At 58.9% G+C, this 24,729-nt stretch carries 20 protein-coding genes; 8 read left to right on the top strand and 12 right to left on the bottom strand.

Features of this window, described 5'->3' with window-relative positions; translation table 11 throughout:
- Positions 1 to 4 precede the first annotated feature (4 nt).
- Positions 5 to 1,546, top strand: a complete 1,542-nt coding sequence (locus tag RBH71_RS10465; RefSeq protein ID WP_003518223.1) for a sugar ABC transporter ATP-binding protein — start codon at positions 5 to 7, stop codon at positions 1,544 to 1,546.
- Positions 1,547 to 1,601: 55 nt separating this feature from the next.
- On the opposite strand, the gene RBH71_RS10460 is transcribed toward RBH71_RS10465, so the two are convergent.
- Positions 1,602 to 2,588, bottom strand: a complete 987-nt coding sequence (locus RBH71_RS10460; RefSeq protein WP_003518226.1) for a GlxA family transcriptional regulator — start codon at positions 2,586 to 2,588, stop codon at positions 1,602 to 1,604.
- 140 nt (positions 2,589 to 2,728) lie between these two features.
- Here RBH71_RS10460 and RBH71_RS10455 point away from each other — a divergent pair, with 140 nt between their 5' ends.
- The 6 genes from RBH71_RS10455 to RBH71_RS10430 all read left to right on the top strand — a co-directional run bounded on the left by RBH71_RS10455 (position 2,729) and on the right by RBH71_RS10430 (position 9,553).
- Entirely contained in the window at positions 2,729 to 3,979 is a 1,251-nt protein-coding gene (locus RBH71_RS10455; protein ID WP_003518227.1) for a sarcosine oxidase subunit beta family protein, read from the top strand.
- Between the two features lie 10 nt (positions 3,980 to 3,989).
- A complete protein-coding gene (locus RBH71_RS10450; RefSeq protein ID WP_003518230.1) occupies positions 3,990 to 4,280 on the top strand; it encodes a sarcosine oxidase subunit delta in 291 nt (96 codons plus the stop codon).
- The gene (locus RBH71_RS10445; RefSeq protein WP_003518232.1) at positions 4,277 to 7,201 is read left to right on the top strand and encodes a sarcosine oxidase subunit alpha family protein; all 2,925 of its coding nucleotides are present in this window, start codon (positions 4,277 to 4,279) and stop codon (positions 7,199 to 7,201) included. The genes RBH71_RS10450 and RBH71_RS10445 overlap by 4 nt, the downstream gene beginning before the upstream one ends.
- Entirely contained in the window at positions 7,194 to 7,769 is a 576-nt protein-coding gene (locus RBH71_RS10440; protein WP_003518234.1) for a sarcosine oxidase subunit gamma, read from the top strand. The genes RBH71_RS10445 and RBH71_RS10440 overlap by 8 nt, the downstream gene beginning before the upstream one ends.
- Positions 7,770 to 8,005: 236 nt before the next feature.
- Complete coding sequence (locus tag RBH71_RS10435) at positions 8,006 to 8,830, top strand: hypothetical protein (protein WP_003518236.1); 825 nt, start codon at positions 8,006 to 8,008, stop codon at positions 8,828 to 8,830.
- 204 nt (positions 8,831 to 9,034) lie between these two features.
- Positions 9,035 to 9,553, top strand: coding sequence for a hypothetical protein (locus tag RBH71_RS10430; protein ID WP_003518238.1), 519 nt, complete (start codon positions 9,035 to 9,037; stop codon positions 9,551 to 9,553).
- 166 nt (positions 9,554 to 9,719) lie between these two features.
- Here the strand turns inward: RBH71_RS10430 and nadE are convergent, their stop codons facing one another.
- From nadE to RBH71_RS10385, 9 genes are all read right to left on the bottom strand, one after another.
- Positions 9,720 to 10,718, bottom strand: a complete 999-nt coding sequence (nadE, locus tag RBH71_RS10425; protein ID WP_003518241.1) for an NAD(+) synthase — start codon at positions 10,716 to 10,718, stop codon at positions 9,720 to 9,722.
- The gene (locus tag RBH71_RS10420) at positions 10,715 to 12,247 is read right to left on the bottom strand and encodes a class I adenylate-forming enzyme family protein (protein ID WP_003518243.1); all 1,533 of its coding nucleotides are present in this window, start codon (positions 12,245 to 12,247) and stop codon (positions 10,715 to 10,717) included. The genes nadE and RBH71_RS10420 overlap by 4 nt, the downstream gene beginning before the upstream one ends.
- 18 nt (positions 12,248 to 12,265) lie before the next feature.
- Positions 12,266 to 12,529 (bottom strand): acyl carrier protein, encoded by a 264-nt coding sequence (locus RBH71_RS10415; protein ID WP_003518245.1) that lies wholly within the window; start codon positions 12,527 to 12,529, stop codon positions 12,266 to 12,268.
- Positions 12,526 to 14,478 (bottom strand): asparagine synthase (glutamine-hydrolyzing), encoded by a 1,953-nt coding sequence (gene asnB, locus RBH71_RS10410; RefSeq protein ID WP_003518247.1) that lies wholly within the window; start codon positions 14,476 to 14,478, stop codon positions 12,526 to 12,528. The genes RBH71_RS10415 and asnB overlap by 4 nt, the downstream gene beginning before the upstream one ends.
- Complete coding sequence (locus RBH71_RS10405; protein WP_323687384.1) at positions 14,478 to 15,380, bottom strand: hypothetical protein; 903 nt, start codon at positions 15,378 to 15,380, stop codon at positions 14,478 to 14,480. Before RBH71_RS10405 ends, asnB begins: the two co-directional genes overlap by 1 nt.
- Before the next feature lie 467 nt (positions 15,381 to 15,847).
- The gene (locus RBH71_RS10400) at positions 15,848 to 18,637 is read right to left on the bottom strand and encodes a bifunctional aconitate hydratase 2/2-methylisocitrate dehydratase (RefSeq protein WP_003518250.1); all 2,790 of its coding nucleotides are present in this window, start codon (positions 18,635 to 18,637) and stop codon (positions 15,848 to 15,850) included.
- A 337-nt stretch (positions 18,638 to 18,974) separates the two neighbouring features.
- Complete coding sequence (locus RBH71_RS10395; protein WP_003518253.1) at positions 18,975 to 19,532, bottom strand: fasciclin domain-containing protein; 558 nt, start codon at positions 19,530 to 19,532, stop codon at positions 18,975 to 18,977.
- Between the two features lie 262 nt (positions 19,533 to 19,794).
- Positions 19,795 to 21,051: a Zn-dependent hydrolase gene (locus tag RBH71_RS10390; RefSeq protein WP_003518255.1), complete on the bottom strand. Its 1,257-nt coding sequence runs from the start codon at positions 21,049 to 21,051 to the stop codon at positions 19,795 to 19,797.
- A gap of 19 nt (positions 21,052 to 21,070) precedes the next feature.
- Entirely contained in the window at positions 21,071 to 21,913 is an 843-nt protein-coding gene (locus tag RBH71_RS10385) for a BtpA/SgcQ family protein (RefSeq protein WP_003518257.1), read from the bottom strand.
- 24 nt (positions 21,914 to 21,937) lie between these two features.
- On the opposite strand from RBH71_RS10385, the gene RBH71_RS10380 reads away from it, so the two are divergent.
- Positions 21,938 to 22,834, top strand: coding sequence for a ribokinase (locus tag RBH71_RS10380; RefSeq protein ID WP_019566855.1), 897 nt, complete (start codon positions 21,938 to 21,940; stop codon positions 22,832 to 22,834).
- A 31-nt stretch (positions 22,835 to 22,865) separates the two neighbouring features.
- On the opposite strand, the gene RBH71_RS10375 is transcribed toward RBH71_RS10380, so the two are convergent.
- Positions 22,866 to 23,636 (bottom strand): glutamine amidotransferase, encoded by a 771-nt coding sequence (locus tag RBH71_RS10375; RefSeq protein ID WP_003518260.1) that lies wholly within the window; start codon positions 23,634 to 23,636, stop codon positions 22,866 to 22,868.
- 25 nt (positions 23,637 to 23,661) lie between these two features.
- The gene (locus RBH71_RS10370; protein WP_003518262.1) at positions 23,662 to 24,729 is read right to left on the bottom strand and encodes a phosphotriesterase family protein; all 1,068 of its coding nucleotides are present in this window, start codon (positions 24,727 to 24,729) and stop codon (positions 23,662 to 23,664) included.

Here is a 24,729-nt window from a genome sequence, read left to right as displayed (position 1 = left end):
CATCATGGACAAGCAACCTGTTTTTCAGGCGCGTAACATCGAAAAAGTGTTTCCCGGCGTTCGGGCGCTCAAGGGCGTCAATCTTTCGCTGGAGCCGGGATCGATCCACGCGTTGCTGGGTGAGAACGGCGCCGGCAAATCGACGTTGATCAAGGTCATTACCGGCGTCCACCATCAGAGCAACGGCCAGATCCTTGTCGATGGCGAGGAAGTACGCTTCGGCAACCCGCGCGAGGCCATTGCCCGCGGCATCGGTGTCGTCCATCAGGAACGCAACCTCATCCCGCGCTTCTCGATTGCCGAGAATATCCACATGGAAAAGCTTGGGGCGCACTATCTCAAACCCATCGACTACGCCGCGCTGAACCGCGATGCACGCCGCTGGCTGCAAGCTCTCAATCTGGAAGTCGATCCGGCGATGCCGGTATCCGAGCTTTCCGTTGCGCAAATGCAGCTCGTGGAAATTGCAAAGGCGCTTTCCCTGCAAAGCCGGGTTCTTTTGCTCGACGAACCCACGACATCGCTGACCCCGAGCGAAACGGACAACCTCTTCCGCATTCTGCGCCGCCTGCGCGATGACGGCGCAAGCCTTGTCTTCGTCAGCCACAAGCTGGAGGAGGTTCTCGACATTTGCGACCGGGTGACGGTGCTGCGGGATGGCGAAAACGCCTGCGAAAGCCGGTCTATGGAAGGTCTCGGACGCCAGGACCTGGTGCGCCTGATGATTGGCCGTGCCGAAGGCGGCGGTGGCTGGCGCAAACGCGCGGTCGAGCACAATCCGCTGGTGCTTGAACTCAAAGGTGTTTCTACCGCAATCGGCCATCGCGATGTCAGTCTTTCTGTGCGCAAGGGTGAAATCGTCGGCCTTTACGGGCTGGTGGGCGCTGGGCGCACCGAATTGGCAAAATCGATCATGGGTAAATTCGCCGTCACGGAAGGCGAAGTCCGGATCGAAGATCGCCCGGCCCGCATCCGCTCCGTTGCCGAAGCCATCCACGAATACGGCGTCGGTTATGTCAGCGAGGACCGCAAGGGTGACGGCCTCATTCTCCAGCATTCCGTTCTTGCCAATGCGGGCGTTCCCATCTGGCGCAAGCTCTCAAACGCATTCGGCGTGCTTTCCGACAGCCGCATCCGTGCGGCGGTCACCCCTTTCCTGCAGAAACTTGAGGTGAAGACGCCGAGCCTGAGCCAGACCGTGGGTAATCTTTCCGGCGGCAACCAGCAGAAGATCAGCGTCGCCAAGTGGCTTGCGGCCGACGTGAAGCTGCTGATTGTAGACGAACCTTCTGTTGGCATCGACATCAAGACCAAGGCCTATCTGCACGATCTGCTGCGCGAGCTTGCAGACAGCGGCACCGCCATTCTCGTCATTACCAGTGACATGCCGGAGATGGTGGCACTGGCCGACCGCATTGTTGTCATGGACCGCTATCGGGTTAAAGGCGTGGTCGAAAACAATGGCGTCTATGCCGATATGAGCGAGGGTATCATGGGCTTGATCCATGATGCGGAGCGCGTAACGGCCCTTTCACGTCAGGCATGACGCACTGCCTTGCCGAAGTGTCATCGCAAAAACCGCACGCTGTTCCGGTAGGGCGTCAGGTACCATCGGACGGCTGCTCGAAATCTCTCACGGCACGACGCCTTCTGCTGGGCGGAACGGCGTATTTCTGGGTGTAGCAACGGGTGAAATGGGCAGCGGTCGAGAACCCCGTCAGCAAGGCCACGTCAACGATCGAAAGCGAGGTCTGCTGCAGCAGCTCATCCGCCTTTGCCAGCCGAAGACCACGGTAAAAAGACATCATGGATTGGTCGAAATGGCTGGAAAACAGACGGTGGAGCTGGCGAATACTGCTGCCGCACAATTGGCCCAGCTGCTCCGGCGACAGGGGATCCGCAACATGGGTCGTCATGAGTTCAATGGCAGCTTCGAGTACCGGGTGGTGGACGTTGAAACGTTGGCCGGCGCGGCCCAACTGAGGCTCATCGGCCGTTCTCAAACGCGGATGTATGAACCATTCGCTGACATCGCGCGCGAAGGCAGAACCATGGTCTTTCGCAATAAAAGCCCCCATCATGTCAATGGCGGCAACGCCGCCCGCGCACGTGTAACGATCGCGATCGATGACGTAGAGCGCACGCTCGATCAGGAGATCGCTGGCATATTCACTAAGCGGATCGATGTGGGTCCAGTGAACGGTAAAACGTCTGCCCGTCATCAGACCGGATTTGGCAAGGATCGCCGCGCCGCCGGAAATGCCTCCGAGCTTGACACCCCGCTGGTTGAGCGCGCGCAGGTTGCGCACAAGTGCCGGATCTTCATAGAGCATGGGATTTCCGCCCGCGACGATGAAGACCAGATCCAGCTTCTCAGACAAAGCCCGCGAAACGGGCGCGGTATCGAAACCTCCGCCTGACGTGGATGCGCCAAACCCGCCATTCGCCGAGTAAAACCGGCAATGGTAGAGCGTTTTGCCGGCAAGGTGATTGGCCGCGCGCAGCGGCTCAACCGCCGCAGCCAACGACATCAGCGCATAACCCTCAATGAGTATGAACCCGATCGACATCGACCCTTCGGCGTGCATGACCTGCTCCAAGACAATCCCCAGGGCAAGCTTAGCCGACTTGGCCAAACTGGACAATAATGCGTCCGTCACGGATAAAAAAATCGTGCGGTATCGCGCTATAAACTTGGACAACCGCCCTGTTTTCGAGGAACACAGATTTGCGCTATTCGGCTCTCCAGGTTTTCAAACAGGCCCTGACCGGCCACAAGGGCTGGCGCCCACTGTGGCGGAACCCCGATCCGCAACCTCATTACGATTTCATCATTGTTGGCGGTGGCGGTCATGGACTTGCAACGGCCTACTATCTAGCCAAAACCTTTTCCAAGTCGCGGATCGCCGTTCTGGAAAAAGGCTGGCTGGGATCGGGAAACATTGGGCGCAACACCACGATCATCCGCTCAAACTATCTGCTCCCCGGAAACGAGCCATTCTACGAATTTTCAATGAAACTCTGGGAAGGGCTTGAACAGGAATTCAATTTCAATGCGATGGTAAGCCAGCGCGGCATTGTGAACCTGTTCCACACCGACGCGCAGCGCGATGCCTACCGCCGTCGCGGCAACGCCATGCTGCTGGCCGGTGCGGACGCGCAACTGCTAGCGCAAGACGATCTCCGCGCCATGATCCCGTTTCTCAATTTCGACAATGCACGCTTTCCGATCAAGGGCGGCCTTTACCAGCGCCGCGCTGGAACTGCCCGCCACGATGGCGTTGCCTGGGGTTACGCGCGCGGCGCCGATCTGGCAGGGGTCGATCTTATCCAGAACTGCGAAGTCCAGGGATTTCGCATCGAGGATGGAACGATCAAGGGCGTGGAAACCAGCCGTGGCTACATCGGTGCCGGAAAGGTCGGCGTCGCCGTGGCGGGATCGACCGGCCGCGTCATGGCCATGGCGGGCATGCGTCTGCCTATTGAAAGCCATGTGCTGCAAGCCTTCGTTTCGGAAGGGCTGAAGCCGACCATACCGGGCGTCATAACCTTCGGAGCAGGCCATTTCTACGTCAGCCAGTCCGACAAGGGTGGCCTGGTCTTCGGTGGCGATATCGACGGCTATAATTCCTATGCCCAGCGCGGCAATCTGCCCGTGATCGAAGATGTCGCCGAGGGCGGAATGGCGCTGATGCCGATGATCGGCAGGGCGCGCCTGCTGCGCATATGGGGCGGCATCATGGACATGTCGATGGACGGTTCACCGATCATCGACCACACGCCTGTGAAGGGCCTCTATCTCAATGCCGGCTGGTGTTACGGCGGCTTCAAGGCGACGCCGGCCAGCGGCTATGCATTCGCGCATCTGCTGGCCACAGATACCCCGCATGATACGGCAAAGGCCTATCGCCTCGACCGGTTCGAAAAGGGCTATGTCATCGACGAAAAGGGCGCCGGCGCCCAACCGAACCTTCACTGAGGCTTGAACAATGCTGATCCCTCACCCACTGCTCGGGCCGCGCGACGCTCAGGAATTCACCTATCTCGGCGATGCCGCCCTGTTGCGTCGTCCGGACGGAATGGCTGAGAGCGCTGCGAAAGACTTTAACGATTATGTCTATCTGCGTGACAATCCCGCCGGCCTGCATCGGGAACTGTGGTTTCACGAACAGGGTGATCGCAGCTGGCTCGTGGTCACGCGAAACACCGTCACCCATGAAATCCTCGGAGCGGAACTCGCAAACGAGGTAGCGCTCCGTCAGAAGGCAGATGAAGCATGAGACTGAAGGACGGCTTGATCGACCGCAGCAAGGTGCTGCATTTCACCTTCGATGGAAAGAATTATCAGGGGCATCCCGGCGACACGCTCGCCTCTGCACTTCTGGCAAACGATGTCCGCCTGATGGGGCGCAGCTTCAAATATCATCGCCCCAGAGGCGTGATCTCTGCCGGCTCAGAAGAGCCGAATGCGCTGGTCGAATTGCGCACGGGATCGCGGCTGGAGCCTAATACCCGCGCCACGACGGTCGAACTGTTCGACGGGCTGGAGGCGAAAAGCCAGAACCGCTGGCCGTCCCTGTCTTTCGATGCCCTTGCGATCAATGACCTGTTTGCCGATTTCCTGACCGCAGGCTTTTACTACAAGACGTTCATGTGGCCGAAGGCGTTCTGGGAAAAGCTCTATGAGCCCGCCATTCGCAAGGCTGCGGGACTTGGAAGCCTGTCGATGAAACCGGACCCCGACAGTTACGACAAGGGTTTCCTTCACTGCGATCTGCTGGTCATCGGCGCCGGAGCCGCCGGTCTGGCTGCTGCCCTGACCGCGGCGCGTGCCGGTGCCAAGGTTATTCTGGCGGACGAGGACAATCGCCTCGGAGGTCGCCTGCTTGCAGAGAGCCACCTGCTCGACGGCGCCCCTGCAACCGACTGGATCGGAACGCTCGAGGCGGAGTTTTCAACCCTGCCGAACCTGCGCGTCATGCGCCGCACCACGGTTTTCGGCTCATTCGACCATGGCATATTCGGTGCGGTCGAGCGGGTTTCCGACCATCTTGCCGCACCAAAGGGCGTACGCCAGTCCCTCTGGCGCATCACTGCAAAGCGCACGGTGCTTGCCGCCGGGGCGACAGAGAGGCATATCCCCTTTAAAAATAACGACCGGCCGGGGATCATGCTTGCCGGTTCGCTGCGTGCCTATGCCAATCGCTGGGCAGTCAGTCCGGCAAGCAGGGTCGCAATCTTCACCAATAACGATGACGGCCATCGGACCGCTGTCGACCTGGCTGCGAAAGGTGTCGAGATCGCCGCAGTCATCGATCCGCGCCCGGATGCGCGGGCGCTTGCGGAATACCGCCTGATTGCGGGAGCGACAGTTACCGGCAGCAAAGGCAGGCTGGGGTTGGTTTCCATCGCTGTCCGGAAGGATGGCTATGACGAAACCATCGATTGCGGTGCGCTTGGTATCTCCGGGGGCTGGAACCCCAATGTTCATCTTACATCGCACCAGCGCGGTCGCCCGTTATGGGATGACGGGCTACAGGCATTCCTGCCCGGCGACGTACCCTCGCATATGCTCGTTGCAGGGGCGGCGGCCGGCAAAGGCAGCACGGGGGCGGCGCTGATCTCCGGTGCATCCGCTGCCATAACGGCTCTGGAGCAAATGGGGATCGCCGCATCCAGGCCAGCCCTGCCGGAGGCCGAGGATACGCAAATCGGCATCAAGCCCCTGTGGCATGTGCCGGGGACAGGGCGCGCCTGGGTCGATTTTCAGAACGACGTCACGGTCAAGGACATCAAGCTCGCCCATCAGGAAAACATGCGGCCCATCGAGCATCTCAAGCGCTGGACAACGCTTGGTATGGCAACTGACCAAGGCAAGACCTCGAATGCCACCGCTTTGGCAATCATGTCCGAACTGACGGGCAAATCGATACCGGATACGGGTACGACGATTTTTCGCCCTCCCTATACGCCGGTTTCGATGGCGGTACTCGGCGGCGGCGACACCGGCGCACATTTCCGTCCGCGCCGCCTGACACCCAGCCATGCCTGGGCTGAAGCACATGGCGCCGTTTTCGTCGAAGTCGGTCAATGGATGCGTGCCCAATATTTCCCTCAAGCCGGGGAGACCCATTGGCGGCAATCCGTGGACCGCGAGGTTCTGGCCACCCGAAAGGGCGTCGGCATCTGCGATGTGACGACGCTTGGCAAGGTGGATGTTCAGGGCGCCGATGCGGCTGAATTTCTCGACCGTCTCTACTGCAATGCAATGAAGAGCCTCAAGGTCGGCATGGTCCGTTACGGCCTGATGCTGCGGGAAGACGGCCACGCCTATGATGACGGCACCTGTGCCCGTCTGGGTGAGGATCATTATATCGTCACCACGACCACGGCCCAGGCCGGCCCGGTCTATCGTCACATGGAATTCGCCCGTCAATGCCTGTGGCCGGAATTGGATGTGCAATTGATCTCGGCAACGGATGCCTGGGCACAGCTCGCAGTCGCCGGTCCGAACGCCCGACGCCTTATCGAACGCATTGTCGATGGTTTCGACCTTTCCAACGCAGCCTTTCCCTTCATGGCCTGCGCCGAACTGACGGTTTGCGGGGGATTGCGAGCACGGCTGTTCCGAATCTCGTTTTCAGGGGAACTTGCTTACGAGATTGCAGTCCCCGCCCGCTACGGTAATGCCCTGATGTCCCGGCTGATGGAAATCGGTGCGGATCTTGGAGCCACCGCCTACGGGACGGAAGCGCTTGGTGTCATGCGTATCGAAAAAGGCCATGCTGCCGGAAACGAGCTGAACGGCCAGACGACGGCGCAGATGCTGGGCATGGGCAGGATGGTTTCGGCCAAGAAAGACGCGATTGGTACCGTCATGACTCGCCGCGAAGGGCTTGTCGGCGAAAGCCGGGTGCTCGTCGGCCTGCAGCCGCTTGCGGCAACGGACCCTGTGGTGTCAGGTTCACATCTGTTTACCCGCGGCGCCAGCCAGAATACCGAGACCGATCAAGGCTGGATCACATCCGCCTGCTATTCGCCCAACCTCGGTTTCAGCATCGGTCTTGGTTTCCTTGCCGATGGTGCAAACCGTATCGGAGAGATCATCGTCGCGGCCAACCCCTTGCAGGGACAGTCGGTCGAATTGCGTGTGGTCTCGCCCCATTTCATCGACCCTGAGGGAGAGAGACTCCGTGCCTGATTTGAAGCCGACAACCGCACTCGGCGCGCAAACTTCGCGGCGCGCCTGCCATGGCACGCTGCGACTTGAGGAAAATTCGGGGCTTGCCCTCGCATCGCTCAGCCTGCGCCGCAACGTCAAAGAACCGGTGCCCTTTGACCTCACCTTGCCGGGTCCCGGAAAATGGGTCCAGCAAGGCACGGTTTCAGCTTTCTGGACGGGGCCGGGCCAATGGCTGATTGAGGCCGCAGACCGGGCCGAAACGGATTTCGCCGCAGAACTCGCGAGCCTTTGCCCTTCCTGTTCCGTGACGGAACAGACCGATGGCTTCGTCGCCTTCGAAATCGAGAGCGACACAGGCGAGGCGCCGATTGTCGCGCTCATGCAGAAGCTGGTGAACCTCGATCCCTCGGTATTCGGGCAAGGGACCGCCACGCGCACAGGCATGGAACATATGAGCGTTTTTGTCATCCGGCGCGCGCCGGACCGCCTTGCCATCCTCGGCATGCGCTCCGCTGCGGAAACACTGTGGCATGTGATCGAGACTGCGATCCGTCGTCAGGCGGAACTTCTTGGCGCTGCCGCATAAAGCCGGACTGCAATGCCACCAGACCGTTTGTTGCCAATCGTCGACCTGTACGGGCAAACTGTGTCGTATTGACATGGGCGCATCGGGATCATCTCGAACGGTTACCGTTCTGAGCCATCAGTGGATAATCGCTCTGGCGACGGCGCAAATCATATTGTCGCAAAAATCGACTAGATGGGCTATCGCCGCCTGTGAAAACGGCCGGACTAGTGCAGCGGAAATATGAGGTTATCGTAGTGACAAGCGACAATGTTCAATATTTTTCGGCAACACTCTATTTTGACGATTTGCCCACCCTGTCGGCTGAGGCGCTGATCGAAGCCTGGGGCCTTGAAGGGTACGAATGTGAGCAACTGGAGAGCGAAGGCGTCTTTGACGGCTTTCGCGGCGGAACCCGCGTCTTCGTTGGCATTCCCGAGGCGGTGGGAACGCTGGCAATTCCTGCTCACTATCCTGCGGTAGCGCGGGTCGAAGTCGACTGGACGAACACGTTCTGCATCAATGCAAAAGCTGCGCATGATGACCTGTGCCGTGCGACCCATCAGGCGAAATTCAAACTGATGATCGTGGCGGATGACGACGACCCCACAGTGGCACATAACGAGATCGCCATGACCCTGCTCGGCATTCACCAGCTTGCACCGATGCGCGCCGTTGTGTTGCATTATCTAGACCTCATCGTCGGCCGCACCGATCTCGACGACTGTCTGAGCTACGCCAATAGTCACCTGGATCAGCCGCAACAGACAGCAACAATGCTTGCCTATGGCGCCTTCGTGATCCGGGAGAACGGCGCGACCAGAGCCTGGACTACGGGTCTCGAGCATTTCGGCCAAACGAATTTGCTCTTCGACACGTCGTCGGATAACCCGACGGAGGCTCTTCTTGCCGTATTTGGGCTCGGACATCTCGCCGTCCACGGAAAACGCTTCAAGGCGGGCGAAGCCGTAACCTCATTCGACCTTCTTGCCCGGTTTGAATCCGCCGAGATGGGCGGGCAGCCCATGCTGCGGATTGTCAAACACGAAGCCGGCCAAGCTGTATTGGATCGGCCGGGCTAGCAACAACAGAGCATTTTCATTCCCGCTATGGAAATGCCGTCTTTCGCCACGCTTTCCTTGCGGTCGGATGACGAGTTTTGTTCTGGCGAGCTGGGGAAAACGCTTCGCGTATATCGACAGGGCGTGAATTATGGTGCTCCAAGGAATGGCAAAGCCTGACGCAATCTCTTCAAACGGACGACAGGCAAATTCCAAGGGACGCCAATGTTTGCATTCACACCTTTCCTTCGCGGCACCGTCGTAATGTCCGTAGCCATTACTGCGCTTCATGCCGGTAGCGCTTTGGCTGCCGAAATCGATCCCGCATTCTATGATGCGGCCCTGTGCAATCCGCCCTATTCGATGACATCGGCGACCGAAATTTATGATGCCGCCGAAAAACTTGCAAAGGCCGACACATCGTCTTTGGGTGCGGCTATCTATAAGCTTCCGAACCAGATCGGCCGCGATGGGTTTGAGAGTGACGAAGTCTTCTTCGCCAATGGTGCAGTCGGTGTTTTGATCAAGGGCCAGCGTGCCGATGCTCTGGCAGCGAAATATGATTTGAAACCGGAAACCTCAGACCTGATGGGTACATCGACCAAGGGTTATGCCCGGCAGCTTCCGCAGGACCAGCAGCCGCCTGAAGGTCTGGCTGGACCGGGAAAAGTCTCCATTGTGGCGCGCGAAGGTGCGGCACTTGGCGACAAGACCCTGTTGGCGTGCGAATTCGCAGCGGACTGAATGGTGGCGAAGCACTGCCAATCCTAACGGCTTGATTACCAAATGTAATTGCCGCCCGCATACCGCTTTCACAGCTCTTCTGCTGGCGGGCGCGGCTACATATTCATATCGAGGTTTGTTTCATACGCCAGCCTGATCGCCCAGGCCGGCGCCGCTTGGAACAATTTCAGGATTTCGCCTGAGCGCCCTCATGGAAATGGATAGGGGCGTGGTGCAGATAGTGCGCAACCTTTCGCTTGGCGGCGATATCGGTCCAGACGAACCGGACATTGTCCTCCGTCAACCCGGTCGCCGTGGCGATCTCGGTTGCAGGCATGCCGTGTTCCAGACCGTAGAGGCAGATATCCATCTTGTCGTAAGGAAGCGCGAAATAGAACTCTTCCTGCGTCTGCGGCATGGAATAGGTATCCGTTGTCGGCGGGCGGGAGCGGATTTCCTGCGGGACGCCGAGATGGGCCGCGAGTTGATAGACCTGTGATTTGTAAAGATGGGCGATCGGCTTGATGTCGGCAGCCCCGTCGCCGTTCTTGACGAAGAAGCCCTGGTCGTACTCCAGCCGGTTCGGGGTTCCGAGCACCGCGAAGTTCAGGCGGTCGGCGTGATAATATTCGAACTGCTTGCGCGTGCGCTGCTTCATATTCGTCGCCGCAACGATGCCGAGATAGGCTTTTGCGGAGAGACGAACCTTGCGCGTTTCGCCCGATGGCGAACGGACGACCAGCGAGGAAATATTATAGGCGCCGGTGCTCATGGCGTTGTCGAAGACGATCTTCGAGGCCCAGCCCGGCCCGTATTCAGGCACAACCTCGCGGATGAAGCCATCGCGCCTTTCATAACAACCCATGGCGGCGAGCGAAGGGCCGATATCTTCCAGCACGCAGTCCATACCCAGCTTCGTCGCCAAAGCCTGCCCCAAGCGCAGGCTTTCCGGGTCGGAATCGTTTTCCGGCATGAACAGGCCAATAACATTTGCTGCCCCGAGCGCGTGAACGGCAAGTGCGGCGCAGACGCTGGAATCGATACCGCCGGAAATGCCCAGCACCAGCCCGCGCTTGCGCAGGTTGAAACGAAGCGACTGGCGGATTTTTTCGGCGATACGCTCTACCTCCGCCGCCGCATCAAGTTCAAGCGGCGAGAAAGGCAGGCTCTTTGCATTGTTCGTCATCGATTGTTCTCCGTATCTTGAGCAGCGAGGCGGCGACTGACCTTGCCGGTATCCGTCGTCGGCAGGAAATCGCGAAATTCAACCAGTGTTGGCACCATGTGGGTTTCGAGGTGCAGAGCGCAGTAGCGCATGACGTCTTTTGCGGTGATCGCCTCGTCGGATGCGATCACGATCGCCTTCACCGCCTGACCGAAAACCTCATGCGCAACGCCGACGACCAATGCGTCCGAAACGCCCGGCATGGCTTGCAGAACGGCTTCGACAGCCTGCGGCGCAACCTTTTCGCCACGCGACTTGATGATATCGTCCTTGCGGGCAACGAAGGTGAGATAACCCTCGGCATCGCAGGTAAACAGGTCGCCGGTGTGAAGACGCGTCCGGCCCGTTGCGGCATCAACGCGCAGCGCGCGCGCTGTGGCAGCCTCGTTGCGCCAATAACCGCGCATGACGTGCGGCCCGCTGACCACGAGTTCGCCGACCTCTCCGGGCAACAGGCTGTCTCCGTCCTCGTTCACCACCGCGATGGCAGTGCCCGGAATGGCGATGCCGACAGAACCGCGTTTCCTGTCGAGGTCTTCCGGCGGCAGAAAGCTGATACGGGTACACTCCGTCTGGCCATACATGCAAAACAGGTGCACATGCGGCAGAAAGGTCCGCAGCCAGTCGCTATGGGTGGGCGACAGGGGTGCAGCGGCAGCGGTGACGTAGCGCAGGCTTTCAAACAGCGCCGGCGACAGATCGCGCGTCTGCATCATGATGGACAGCATGGTCGGCACCAGCGCGAGGCCCGTGATCCGCTCGTCGCGGATACGCTCGAAAATCAGATGCGGATAGGCGAAGGATTTCTCGATCACCAGCGTGCCGCCGACGAAAACGCTGGAAAGCAGCTGGTTCAGGCCATATCCGAACGAAAGCGGTAATACGCCGAGCAGAATATCTTCCGGCCTATTGCCGAGATACGAGGTAATCGAACGGACGGCCGCATCCATGTTATCATGCGCCAGCATCACGCCCTTTGGCTCGCCGGTGGAGCCAGATGTATAGATGATTACTGCCAGATCGGTATCGAGCAGGTTTCGCGGCAGCGCGCCTATCGGCTCCTCGAGCATCGCGTCAAAATCGACACCATCGGCCGTTGGGTTCGGCGCGCCGGAAACGATGCGCAACAACGGAGAAGAACCGGCCGCATCCGAAACGACCTTTTCCAGCCGGGCCTCGGCAACCACCGCAAAGGGCGTACAACTGTCCAGAATTTGCGAAAGGCGTGCGGCCTTGGACGATGGGTTGATGGGGCAGGCAAAAGCGCCCGCCATCCAGCAACCGAAAACCGCAACCGCCATGCGCCAGCCATTGTCCAGCACAAGGACGACACGGTCTCCCGGGCTTGCGCCTCGCGCTATCAGAGCAGTGGCGAAAGCCTCGCTCATCGTCTTGAGTTCGCCGTAACTCAGGCGCGTCTCACCGGCCACCAGCGCCGTCTTGCCGGCATGGCGCTCCGCACTTCGATGCAGGTAGTGGTCGATACGCAATTGGCGCTTCCCGAAATTTCAGGCGGTCTGCTTGCGACCGATGAAGGCGGCGATGTTGTCGATCGTATCGAGATTGGCCGGTACGATATCGCCGTCGGCAACGCGGACGCCGTAGCGTTCCTCGATGAAGCTCACCAATTCGAGAATTCCCGTGGAATCAACCATGTCATTGTCGATCAACGAAAGATCATCGCCAAACGGCCGGCTTTCGTCACCGAACAGAAAGTTTTCGATGATGAAACCGCGAATTTCGGCTTTCATGCCGGTGCTTTCATTGGTCATTTGGAGCTTCCTTCGATTTTTTGCGATGACATTGTGGAATTCTGGGTCGTGGCAGCGTGCAGAAGCTGGGTCGAGAGTATGCCGACGAAGGCGGCGTTGTCGCGAAAGCCGGTCGCCTGTTTTTGCCGCACCTTTGTCGTCAGCTTTTCCACCGCCTGGGCATTGAACAGGCCGGTGGTCCTGACTTGACCGGTAGAAAGTACGGTTTCGAGATAGCCGGCATCCGCGAAGGCTTCTGCGTCGGGCGCGCGATAGGGCTGCTTGGGTCGGTTTAAGATCGCATCGGGCACCAGCTCGGCTGCAGCCTGTTTAAGGATATATTTTTCCTTCAGACCGCGCAGTTTCGCCTCGGGATGGAGCGCTGCGGCAAAGTCCACCACACGGGGATCGAGGAACGGAAACCGGCCTTCCACTCCATTTGCCATCATGACCCGGTCTCCCTGACTGGACAGAATATACCCGGGCAAGAGAAATGCTGTCTCGAGGTACTGCGCCTGATGAAGCGGATGCCAGCGGCGGAAATTCTCTGGCAACTGCGCGGCAAGATCGGCCGCAGCGTCGTAGTCGCCAAGCTGCGCTTTCAATTCCGCTGAAAAGAAGATTTTCGCCGCCGCCGTAGAGCGCAAGCGCGGCCGATGGGAAAACAGCGGTTCGTCGGTGGCTTCTGCGCCGAAGGAGAAGAAGCGTGCCAGATAATCCGGCGTCTGCTGTTTCAGCCCCGGAAGGTAGGGATAAAGCCGCTGGAACAGTTTCGGCCGGCGAGCCGATTGCGGCTGGCGGCTGCAAAAGCGCCGTACCCGCGCTTCGCGGAAAATATCGTAGCCAGCGAACAGCTCATCAGCACCTTCACCGGTCAGCACCACCTTCATTCCCCGTTCGCGCACATGCCGGGAAAGCAGGTAAAGCGGCACCGGTGCTGTGCGAAGAATGGGCGTCTGCACGTGCTCCATGACCTCAGGCATGTATTGCGCTATGTCCGCAATTGAGCACTCCGTGGTTCCGGATGCGACGCCAAGATGCTGGCTCATTGTTTTCTGCCAGATACTTTCGTCGTGCTCCGCACTTTCGAAGGCCAGCGAAAATGTGCGCAGGCCTCGGCTAACGCTTTGCGCAGCCAGGGCAGAAACGAGGGAGGAATCGAGCCCGCCGGACAGATAGGAGCCGACAGGCACATCGGCGCGAAGCCTGATCCGCGTTGCGTCGGCCAGAAGCGCCGTCAGCTCTTCCACCTGCGCGCCAAGGCTTGCCGGCGGTGCTGCGTCCTTGCCGTCAGGATAGGAAAGCTGCCACCAGCGCCGTACCGTGGACGCGCCATCGCGCAGGATCATCAGATGACCGGGCGGCAATTCGTGAATGCCGCGAAACGCGGTGCGCGGCGGCAACGGGAACCAGAAGGTGAATATCTGATCCAGCGCCACCGGATCGATCTCGGCCGTCATTCCCGGCAACGCCAGAAGCGCCCCGATCTCGGATGCGAAATAAAACGTACCTTCATGCCACGTATAATAAAGCGGCCGGACACCCATCCGGTCACGCGCAAGCACCAGCGTGTCGTTGCGGGCGTCGTGCAGGGCGAAGGCAAAATCGCCGTTGAATTCGTTGAGGCAATCCAGCCCCTTGTCTCGATAGTCATGCAGGATGACTTCGGTGTCGGAGTGGGTGCGGAAATGGTGGCCGCGTGCGGACAGCGTTTCGCGCAGTTCGACGTGATTGAAGATTTCGCCGTTGAAGGAAATGGCAAGATCGTCTTCGACGGTGCGCATCGGCTGCGCGCCATCGGCAATGCCCACAATCGCCAGCCTTGCGTGGGCAAGGCCTACATCGCCGCGCAGCAGGGCTCCATGCGCATCTGGACCACGATGCTTAAGACGCGACGCCATCAGCGCAAGGCGCTCGTTTGCGCGCTCGGCCGGCATGTCGTGTCGATAAAATCCGGCAATTCCGCACATTACTCGACCGCCTGACCAAAGCTGTCACCGATGAGGCGCGTCCAGCTTTCACCGCAAAAGCCGTTAAAAAATGCCGTTCCATCCGTCGCTGCCTTGAGGAGGTCCGCATTGCGCGAATGCACGATGGTGGATGACGCATGCAGAAACGTGCATTTCTTACCGAGCATCGCCCGCAGCAGTGCCGGCTGGGTGCGACCTCTGATGGCCGCGAGACCACGATCATAGGCATTGCGGATCAGCCGGTCGATCACGATCTGCTCCTGCCCGGGCACGGCCATGATCTGCAGCGTCCGGCCGATGCCCGTTGGATTGCCGTGGTAAAGAAAAAGCCCCACCGCCCTGCCGCCGCGGGCCCTCACAATCCGCTGGACTGGTTCGCCGTGCAGACGTTTGCGTTTGGCGTGTTGGAGCATGTGCAACAGGCTTTCCTCGGTCCAAACGGGATGGAGCGGAAAGTGGCCGACGAGTTCCCGTGCCAGACGCGCGAATTCGGTATCGCTCGCTTCGTCGTCGGTAAAGCTGTCCACCTTGTCCGGATGTGATGCGTAATAGGATAATGCTCGCCCATGGCCACGCGCCGAAATGGTGCGATCGATGATCTTGCTGAACGGCGTCAGCGCGCGGAAAGTGCTGGAGAAACGATCAGCGGCTATTTCCAGCCCGAATGAAGCCGGGCGCAAAATCCGCAGCCAATCGAGACTGTAGGAGGCGAGCAGCTGGCCGCGCATCGTCTTCCACATATCGGCGGAAACATCGTTGATCGTCTCCCCAAATGTCAGCTCCTGAGGTCCACCCAAAACTTCACGCAGCAAACGCGCTCCGGCAAAGGGATCGGTCTCACGGTCTTCAGCGACAAAGGAAGAGCAGACAGCGGCCTGTATGTTCCGGCCATTAAGTTCCATTGCCACGGGCAAAACGCCCAGAAATCCAGACACGCGGCCATCGTCGCGCACATAGACCTTGGAGTGAATATCCGGGTTTATGTTTGAATTTTCGAGAAAGACGGCGCGCAAATATGAGGTCAGATCATCTGTCGCGGCCCCATCTTTCTTCCGCAAAAAACGGTGAAACATGTCAGCCACGGACACGAGATCGTCCGCAATAAATGAGCGTATTTCAGACATACTCGCCGCTTCTTGCCGGATAGATATTTAATCGAAAGTAATTATCATTCCTATTCTGCCGCAGGCGTATTAATCAGAAGTTATGTGCCGGCGTTTTTTCGCGTGATTGTGGCGTTTTGCAAAGAATTTGAAGGGTAATTTCAACCCTAGAGCGCGTCCGGTTTCAACTGAATTCGGTGGACGCGCTCTATATCTTTGGTTTCAAACGTTTTTCCGGACGTAAAAGTCCTACGCCCGGAAATACTTTAGTATTGGACAGACAGGGAATCGATTGGCGCGGCTTTCGGCGGTGCGAACTTGGTCAGATCGATACCTACCACGGCGGCCTTGTATTCCTCAGCGCTCGGTGTGCGGCCAAGGATTGCCGACAGTACCACGACAGGGGTCGAGGCCAGCAGCGATTCACCCTTCTTCTCGGCAGTGTCCTCAACAACGCGGCCCTGGAAGAGACGGGTCGAGGTTGCCAGAACAGTATCACCCTTCTCCGCCTTCTCCTGGTTGCCCATGCAAAGGTTGCAGCCCGGGCGCTCCAGATAGAGGATGTTCTCGTATTCTGTCCGGTTGGCAGTCTTCGGCTTGAGATCATCGAACTCGAAGCCGGAATACTTCTGCAGGATTTCCCAATCCCCTTCCGCCTTCAGCTCGTCGATGATGTTATAGGTCGGTGCCGCGACCACGAGCGGCGCCTTGAACTCGACCTTACCTTCGGCCTTCTCGATGTTCTTCAGCATCTGGGCGACGATCTTTATGTCGCCCTTATGCACCATGCACGAACCGACGAAGCCCAGATCGACCTTCTTGGTGCCGCCGTAATAGGACACCGGACGGATCGTGTCATGGGTGTAGCGCCGGGAGACATCGGTGTTGTTGACGTCGGGGTCGGCGATCATCGGTTCGTCGATCACGTCCAGATCCACGACGACTTCAGCGAAATATTTCGCGTTGGCATCGGGGGTAAGAGCGGGCTTTTCGCCCGAGCGGATTTCGGCAATACGCTGATCTGCCTTGGCGATCAGGCCCTTCAGTGTCTGGGCGGCATTATCCATGCCCTTGTCGATCATGATCTGGATACGCGACTTGGCGATTTCCAGCGACTCGATCAGCGTCTCGTCTTCAGAGATACAGATCGACGCCTTGGCCTTCATCTCGGCCGTCCAGTCGGTAAAGGTGAAGGCCTGGTCAGCGAGCAGCGTGCCGATATGGACTTCGATGATGCGGCCCTGGAAAACGTTGTCGCCATGCTGCTTCAGCATCTGCGCCTGCGTCGCATGGACAACATCGCGGAAGTCCATATGCGGCTGCATCTTGCCCTTAAAGGTGACCTTGACGGATTGCGGGATCGGCATGGTCGCCTCGCCCGTCGCCAGTGCCAGCGCCACAGTGCCCGAGTCGGCACCGAAGGCCACGCCCTTGGACATGCGGGTGTGGCTGTCGCCGCCGATGATGATCGCCCAGTCGTCCACGGTGATGTCGTTCAGCACCTTGTGGATCACGTCCGTCATCGAATGATAGACGCCCTTGGGGTCGCGGGCAGTGATGACGCCGAAGTTGTTCATGAAGGACATGAGCTTCGGAATGTTCGCCTGCGCCTTCTTGTCCCAGACGGAGGCCGTGTGGCAACCCGACTGGTACGCACCATCCACCAGCGGCGAAATGACGGTCGCCGCCATCGCCTCAAGTTCCTGCGCCGTCATCAGACCGGTCGTGTCCTGCGAGCCGACGATGTTGACCTTCACGCGCACGTCGGAGCCGGCATGCAGCACCTTGCCGGGCGTGACGCCAACGGCATTGCGGTTGAAGATTTTCTCGACGGCCGTGAGGCCCTGGCCTTCGATGGAGATTTCCTTGTTGGGCGCAAAGACCGGGGTGGCCTCGACGCCAAGCGTTTCAGCCGCAAATGTCTGGAGCTTCTTGCCGAAGACGATGGCATAGGAGCTGCCCGCCTTCATGAATTCCATCTTCTGCGGTGTGAAGGAGGAGGAGAGATCGACCAGTTCCGTGCCGTTCTCGTCACGAAGCTTGTAGTTCTTGGCGTCGATCTTCAAAACGGTGCCGGTCTCAACCGAATATTTCTGCTCCAGAACCGGATTGCCGTCATTGTTGAGGATAGGCTTGCCGTCTTCGCCGAGCTTCTTCACCCAGTTCTTCAGGTTAATGCCGATGCCGCCCGTGACGTCGACAGTGGTGGCGAAGATCGGCGAAATGCCGTTGGTGCCGGCAACGATCGGGGCGAAGTTGACGAAGGGCACATAGGGGCTGGCCTGCTTGCCGGTCCACAGCGCCACGTTGTTGACGCCCGACATGCGCGACGAGCCGACGCCCATCGTGCCCTTTTCGGCGATCATCATCACCCGCTTGTCGGGATGCTGCTTCTGCAGCGCGACGATTTCCGCCTGCGCTTCCGGCGTGATCATACACTGGCCGTGCAGCTGTCGGTCGGAGCGCGAATGCGCCTGGTTGCCAGGCGACAGAAGATCGGTCGAAATATCGCCTTCGGCGGCGATGAAGGTCACGACCTTGATCTCATCCTCGACATCGGGAAGCTTGGTAAAGAACTCAGCCTTGGCATAGCTCTCAAGAACGCCCTTCGCGACGGTATTGCCCGCCTTGAAGGCATCACGTAGCCGGAACATGTCAGCGTCATAGAGGAAGACCTGCGTCTTCAGCACTTCGCCTGCCTGCTGGGCAAGCCCGGCATCATCGCCAAGGGCGATGTCGAGCAGCGCTTCGATGGAGGGGCCACCCTTCATGTGCGACAGCAGTTCAAGGGCGAAAGTGGGCGTGATCTCCGGAACGACAGTTTCGCCCAGAATGATCTGCTTCAGAAAGGCGGCCTTGACGCCGGCAGCGCTCGTGGTGCCTGGCAAGGTGTTGTAAATGAAGAATTTGAGGGCATCCGCGCGATATTCGCTACCGGTATCCCGGATCAAGGCAATGATTTCGCCGGTTAATCCGCCATCGTCGATCGGCTTGGGAGCGAGCCCTTGAGTTTTTCTGCTTTCGATCTCAGCCAGGTAATCCAAGTAAAGGTTCATCGCAATCCCAACGTCATGAGGTGTATGGCGCCGAAACGCAGCGCCACGAAACACTATTGTTAATCGGCCCAGGGTCCTATCGATTTCGAGTACGTCAACCAGGGCCGGAAGGCAAGATAGCGCACTCTGTTTCTGTTTTCGATAACGGAACAGGAGAACATGCGGGCAGGCATGCCGTCTGCCGTCGTGCCCTCAGGGATGCGCCCGGCATTCCTCCCCGCGGCCTGCCGTACGCGATGCCGGCAAACCATTGCCTCACCGATAGAAGCAACGTCGAGCACAAAAAATCCGGCCACCGAGGAGGTGGCCGGATCAGGCATGCAGAAGATAAGAGCAATCACATCTTCGGAAGCAGAACCTTGTCGATGACATGAATGACGCCGTTCGACTGCTTGACGTCGGCGATCGTCACATGCGCAACACCACCCGCTTCGTCGGTCAGGGTAATCTTGCCCATGCTTTCCTTCGCCTTGAGGATGCAGCCGCCGACCGTCTTCACATCATGGGTGCCGTTGTCATCCTTGATCATCTTCTCGATGGCGCTGGACATGGCATCGGCCGCCACGACATGACAGGTCAGGATCTTGGTCAGCTGCGCCTTGTTTTCCGGCTTCAGCAGAGTTTCGACTGTACCCTTCGGCAATTTGGCAAAGGCCTCATTGGTCGGAGCGAAGACCGTGAACGGTCCCTTGCCCTGAAGGGTTTCTACGAGACCGGCAGCCTTGACGGCGGCGACCAGCGTGGTGTGATCCTTCGAGTTGACGGCATTCTCGATGATGTTCTTGTTTTCGTACATTGCTGCACCGCCGACCTTTGGATTTTCAGCAAAGGCACCCGAAGCAAGAGTCGAGATTGCCGTAGCAAGGGCGAGCGTACGGATTGCGGACTTGAACATTGAATATTCCTCTTCCCTAATCGCCTCGGCGCGGAAGCGCGCCTCTGAAGGCCTGTCGTTCCCGTCTCGGGGAACAGCACAAGTGACGAGAGCGACAGGAGGAAAGTTTCAAGCAAAAGGCAGTTTCATACGATCGCTTGCTACAGCGCTGATTCACATCGGCTTTTTCTCAACCGAATTACACTCGCGATCGGCCAGCGCGCAGTGATCTGCAAACGGAGCAACCCTAACAAGGGGCGAAAGCTCCCCGCAAACATTCGATTTACAACGCTGCCGTCGGCGCTAGCTGCTGGAGAAGCGAAGCCAAGAGCATGTTGCCACCCGCAATACTATGCTCCTGCTCCACATATTCAGCCTCATTGTGACTGAGACCATCCCGGCAGGGTACGAAAATCATGGCCGATGGCGCGACGCGGTTCATAAAAAGCGCATCGTGGAATGCGCCGGAGAGCATTCTCTTTGTTGCAAAGTCCCGCTCTTGTGCGGCCTGATCCAATACGGCAAGTAATTCATCCGGAAAACTTGCCGGCGGCATGTCGAAAATCTGCGAAATAGTCGCCGAGCAGCCTGTGTCCGCCGCTGCCTGCTGGATAGCCATGCGGATTGTCTGCTCCATGACGCCGATTGTTGTCAGCGAAGGGTGTCTAAAATCGATCGTGAAGCGCACCGTTGCCGGGATCGCGTTCACCGCGCCGGGTTCAAGGGCCATTCGGCCAATCGTGAAACGCGCGGCCGGATCGGCTGGCATGATGTCGCGATAGAGTTCAGACAGCGCGTTGACCGTGGCTTGCATGGGGTCATGCCGATATTGCAGCGCCGTTGTTCCAGCGTGGGCGGTCTGCCCTTCGATAATCACCTCCAGCCAGCGCGTTCCCTGTATGCCGGTGACGATGCCGATCGGTAAGCCCTCTTTTTCCAATGAAGGGCCTTGCTCGATATGGACCTCGAGATAAGCGAAAACCGGCGTGCCCAGAGGCCGCATCACGGCAACCGGGAGACTTTCCAGCGTGGCGGAGAGTTCATCTGCGAAAAGCGCACCGTCAGTCGCGCGCATGGTCTCCCAGGCGCTTGGAATTGAACCGGCGGCAAAAGCCATGGAGCCCATGCAGCCCGGCGCGAAGCGGCAGCCCTCTTCATTCGTGAACGACACGACCTCCACCGGCCGCTCGGTTTCCACCCCGCAATCCTCGAGTGTTTCCAGAACCTCAAAAGCTGCGAGCGTGCCGAGCGCACCGTCAAAACGACCGCCTGTGGGCTGACTGTCGAGATGACTGCCGATAAGCAGCGGCGACAGATCCGGGTTGCTCCCCTCGCGGCGAATGAACAGATTGGCAATCGGGTCCTGAAAGACCTTGAAGCCGCGCTGCAGCGCCAGCTCCGTCAGCAATTGCCGCGCCTGCCGGTCGAGGCCGGTCAAGGCCTGGCGGTTTACGCCACCCTTTGCCGTCGCGCCTATTTGCGCAAACCGGTCGAGTCGATCGATAAGTCGCTGCCCGTTGATCGAAAGAGTTTGCGTCATCATCATTTCCCGTTTGCCCTCAACCCGAAAGCCCTGGCTGCGCCGCCTCAACAAACGATCGCACACGGGCAGGCTCGACAGGGTTCCACCAGACACCGCCCTGTTTTAGCGACGAAGCGACGATGACACCGCTGGTGCGCTTCAGGATTTCAACGATATTGGCTTCCCCAACACCAGAACCGACCAGAAGCGGGAGATGTGTGGCCTGCCCGATCTCTTCGATTTCCGCCATCGTTGCGCTGTTGCCGGTTCGCTGGCCAGTAGCGATCACCGCATCCGCATCAAAGAAGGCAAGGTCGCGGGTCAGCTCATCGATGCTACGATCACCCGTGATAGCATGCGCGCCGTGCTTGACGTGGCTGTCGGCGAAAACCTTTATGTGCTCGGCCCTGAGCAGGGATCGATAACGCATCGCTTCCGCCGCACGCCCTTCCATGAAACCCTCGTTGGCGACATAGGCATTGGCCCACTGGTTGACGCGGATGAATTTCGCTCCGCCCGCCATGGCAATGGCGAAAGCCGGGATCGGCGCATTGGCAAGCACGTTGATACCGAGCGGAACGCCAGTCGCCCGCGCGACCCGGTCAGTCACCACGCTCATGAAGGCAGCTGTCTCATGACCGATATCCTCCGGCTTGGAAAAGGGAATATCGCCATGGTTTTCAATGAGAAGACCATGCATACCGCCTTCGATCAAAGCCTCGGCATCGCGCATGCAGACGTCGTAGATGGCATCCATGGCCGCGCCACGATACCTTGGTGCTCCGGGAAACGGCGGGCAATGCACCATGCCGATCAAAGCCTTGTCACGACCAAAGATTTCCTGGATGGCGTTCGCCCTATTGTCGGATATGATCTGCATGCCTTGTCCTCTCGAAAGTTTTTCATGCGTGCCTTCGTCATCGGCAATATCGCGCTCGACGAAACCTATTCCGTTTCCGCCCTGCCGGAAGCCGGGGCTTCGATTTTCGGCCGGCAGGCCTTCCGCGATCTTGGCGGAAAAGGCTGCAATCAAGCCATTGTTATGGCCCGATGCGGGCTCGATACCACATTGACTGCTGCTGTAGGTACAGATGACAGGTCTGCGACCATCCGCGCCCGCCTTGCAACCGAACCTCTGACCGCCGACCTCATTGGCATGGATGGGCAGACCAGCGATCTCTCCATCATCTTCAATACGCCCGATGGTGAAAACAGCATCGTCACGACCACGGCCTGCGCAGAATCCCTGACCCCGGAAGACGTGGCCGGAACCCTTGGTACAGCCAGCCCCGGCGACCTTCTCGTCGTGCAAGGCAATCTGGGCGAAACAACCACCCGTCTCGCACTGTCGCAGGCAAAGGCAACGGGAATGATCACCGCATTCAATCCGTCACCTCTCCAACCCTGGTTTGAAAGTCTCTGGCCGCTCACGGACATCGCTTTCCTCAACCGCGGCGAAGCGGCCGCCCTGACCGGGGATACCGGCTCGACAGCGATAAAATTGCTCATTTCAGCCGGTGTCCGCCAGGTCATCCTCACCCTTGGCGGCGAGGGTTCGATGCTCGGCACGACAAACCAATGCCTGACCGTGCCCGCCGAAAAAACTGGCGTTGTCGACACGACGGGTGCTGGCGATTGCTTCATGGCCGTCACGCTGGCCTCCGCCGCGTTGAGAAACGTCAGTGTGGATGAACGGGCGTTGAGGCATGGCGCAAAGGCATCTGCGCTGACCGTCAGTCGTCGGGGCACGCTTTCAGCCTTTCCCGATATCCTTGAGCTCGCGGATATTTTGTCCAACTGACGATCCTCTCCACCGATACATGCCGCCGCGCTCAGCGAGCTTCTGTCAGCCAGCCCAGAATGTTTTTCCACAAACGGCCGTAGCCCTGCCATTCGCAGAAGGCGGGAGAGAGCCAGTGCGGACCAATGTCGGATGTCCACGCCGCTGTCCGACCCTGTCCAAAAACGCCGGTGACCAGAAGCGGATGACCGCCCTGCTCCGCAGGCAGGCGGGCGACCACGTCCACATCTGCGCGTTCGCGCACCTCTACCTCATTGACACCGAGGAGAAGCGGCCATTCGCCGGAAAGACCTGCAACGGTGGGATGATCCGGCATCAGAATGTCGGCCGTCGATCCTTCTGGAATTTCAACGCGGTCATCCCATGGCAGGCAGGTCACGGGAAGCGTATCTTCCACGGGGGTGCGTCGCCACCGGGCCTTGCCATCGATACCCTGGAACGAGAAATATCCGCCAACCATCAGCAGGCCGCCACCCTTTTCGACCCATGCCTTGAGAAGCTTCAGACGGTTTGGAACGGTTTTCGAGTGCAGCCAAACCGCAGGCGGCAAAAGCAGCGAATTGGCACCGATGTCAGAGAGGATGATCGCGTCATACGCATCCAGCCCCGCCATATCGAAGGGAAGTTTCTCGACAGCATCATGAGCCGTCAGGTAGGTCAGCTCGTACTCACTACCTTCGAGCGCCTTTACCAGAGGTTCCGCGCCCAAGTGAAAGGTGACGCTGCCGAACTGGTCGAAGCCCTTGTAGTGAGTTGCGGAGCTGACCCAGCTTTCGCCCACGAGAAGTATTTTCTTTGTCATTTTTCGTTCCATTTCTATGGGTTCGTCACGTCTTCGCCTGGAAGACCGAGCGCGGGTTATCCCGCATGAGGATTTGCAAGGTGAGGTCATCCAGACCATGCCGCTTCAATCGCGGCAGGAAATGCTTGAGGATATAGGCGTAACCATTGCCGCCATACCGCGTCAGCATCATCTTCAGGAAAACATCGTGGGAAAGCAGGATGCGGTCCAGATATCCGCGCTCCACCAGCTGGACGAGGGCTTTGGCCGCTTCGTCGTCACTCGGGCATTGGACCTGCTGATCGGCATAGAAGAAATCCATGCCGATCATGTCGTATTCGATGAAGGCACCGCGGCCGGCAAGTTCTCCCTGATAGCCAAGGTCATCATGCGACGGGTTCATGTGACACAGAACGGTGTGACTGACATCCGCGCCTTCCTGCTCGACTACATCGAGAACCCTGTGACCCAGCCTTAACCAGCCCGGAAGATGCACCATAAGGGGCAGACCTGTACGGGCCTGCGCCCTCGCCGCACCCCGCAGCGATTTTTGCTCCTCGGGGGTGAAGTCCGAGGACACACCGATCTCTCCGATCAGACCGATTTTCACACCGGTTCCGTCGACGCCCTGAAGCGCCTCGTGAACGATTTCATTGGCGATGTCGTCGATGCTGAGCGCTGCCACTTTCTCAGGATGAGAGGAGGCCAGATAATAACCCGCCCCCATCACGATATTGAGCCCGGTCGCTTCGGATATCCGCCTGAGGGCAAGCGGATTTCTGCCGATACCCTGGCAGGTCGGCTCCACCACCGTATGGCCGCCCTGAGCGGCGAATTCATGCAGTTCTTTAATCGCAAGCGGCTCATCATCCAGCGTGATGTTGTGCTTGTTGACGAAGGGATCCTGGCGAAGTTCGCCGAGGATTTCCTGGCAGACCAAGCCCTCTGCCAGATATTGCCGCTCCGGCGTTTTCGGTGCGTGCCACCAGCAGCGGCAATCGTTGAGAATATGCTCGTGCATCAGCGTCAGGCCGAGCTTTTCCACCGGGACGGGACCGGCAACCGTCATGAAATTGCCGGAGCGAATATGGCCTTTCGAGAGTTCATCCACCAT

The organism is Rhizobium sp. AN68, assembly GCF_030758035.1.
Classification (GTDB): Bacteria; Pseudomonadota; Alphaproteobacteria; order Rhizobiales; family Rhizobiaceae; genus Agrobacterium; species Agrobacterium tumefaciens.
This window is presented reverse-complemented; position numbering and strand designations above follow the sequence as displayed.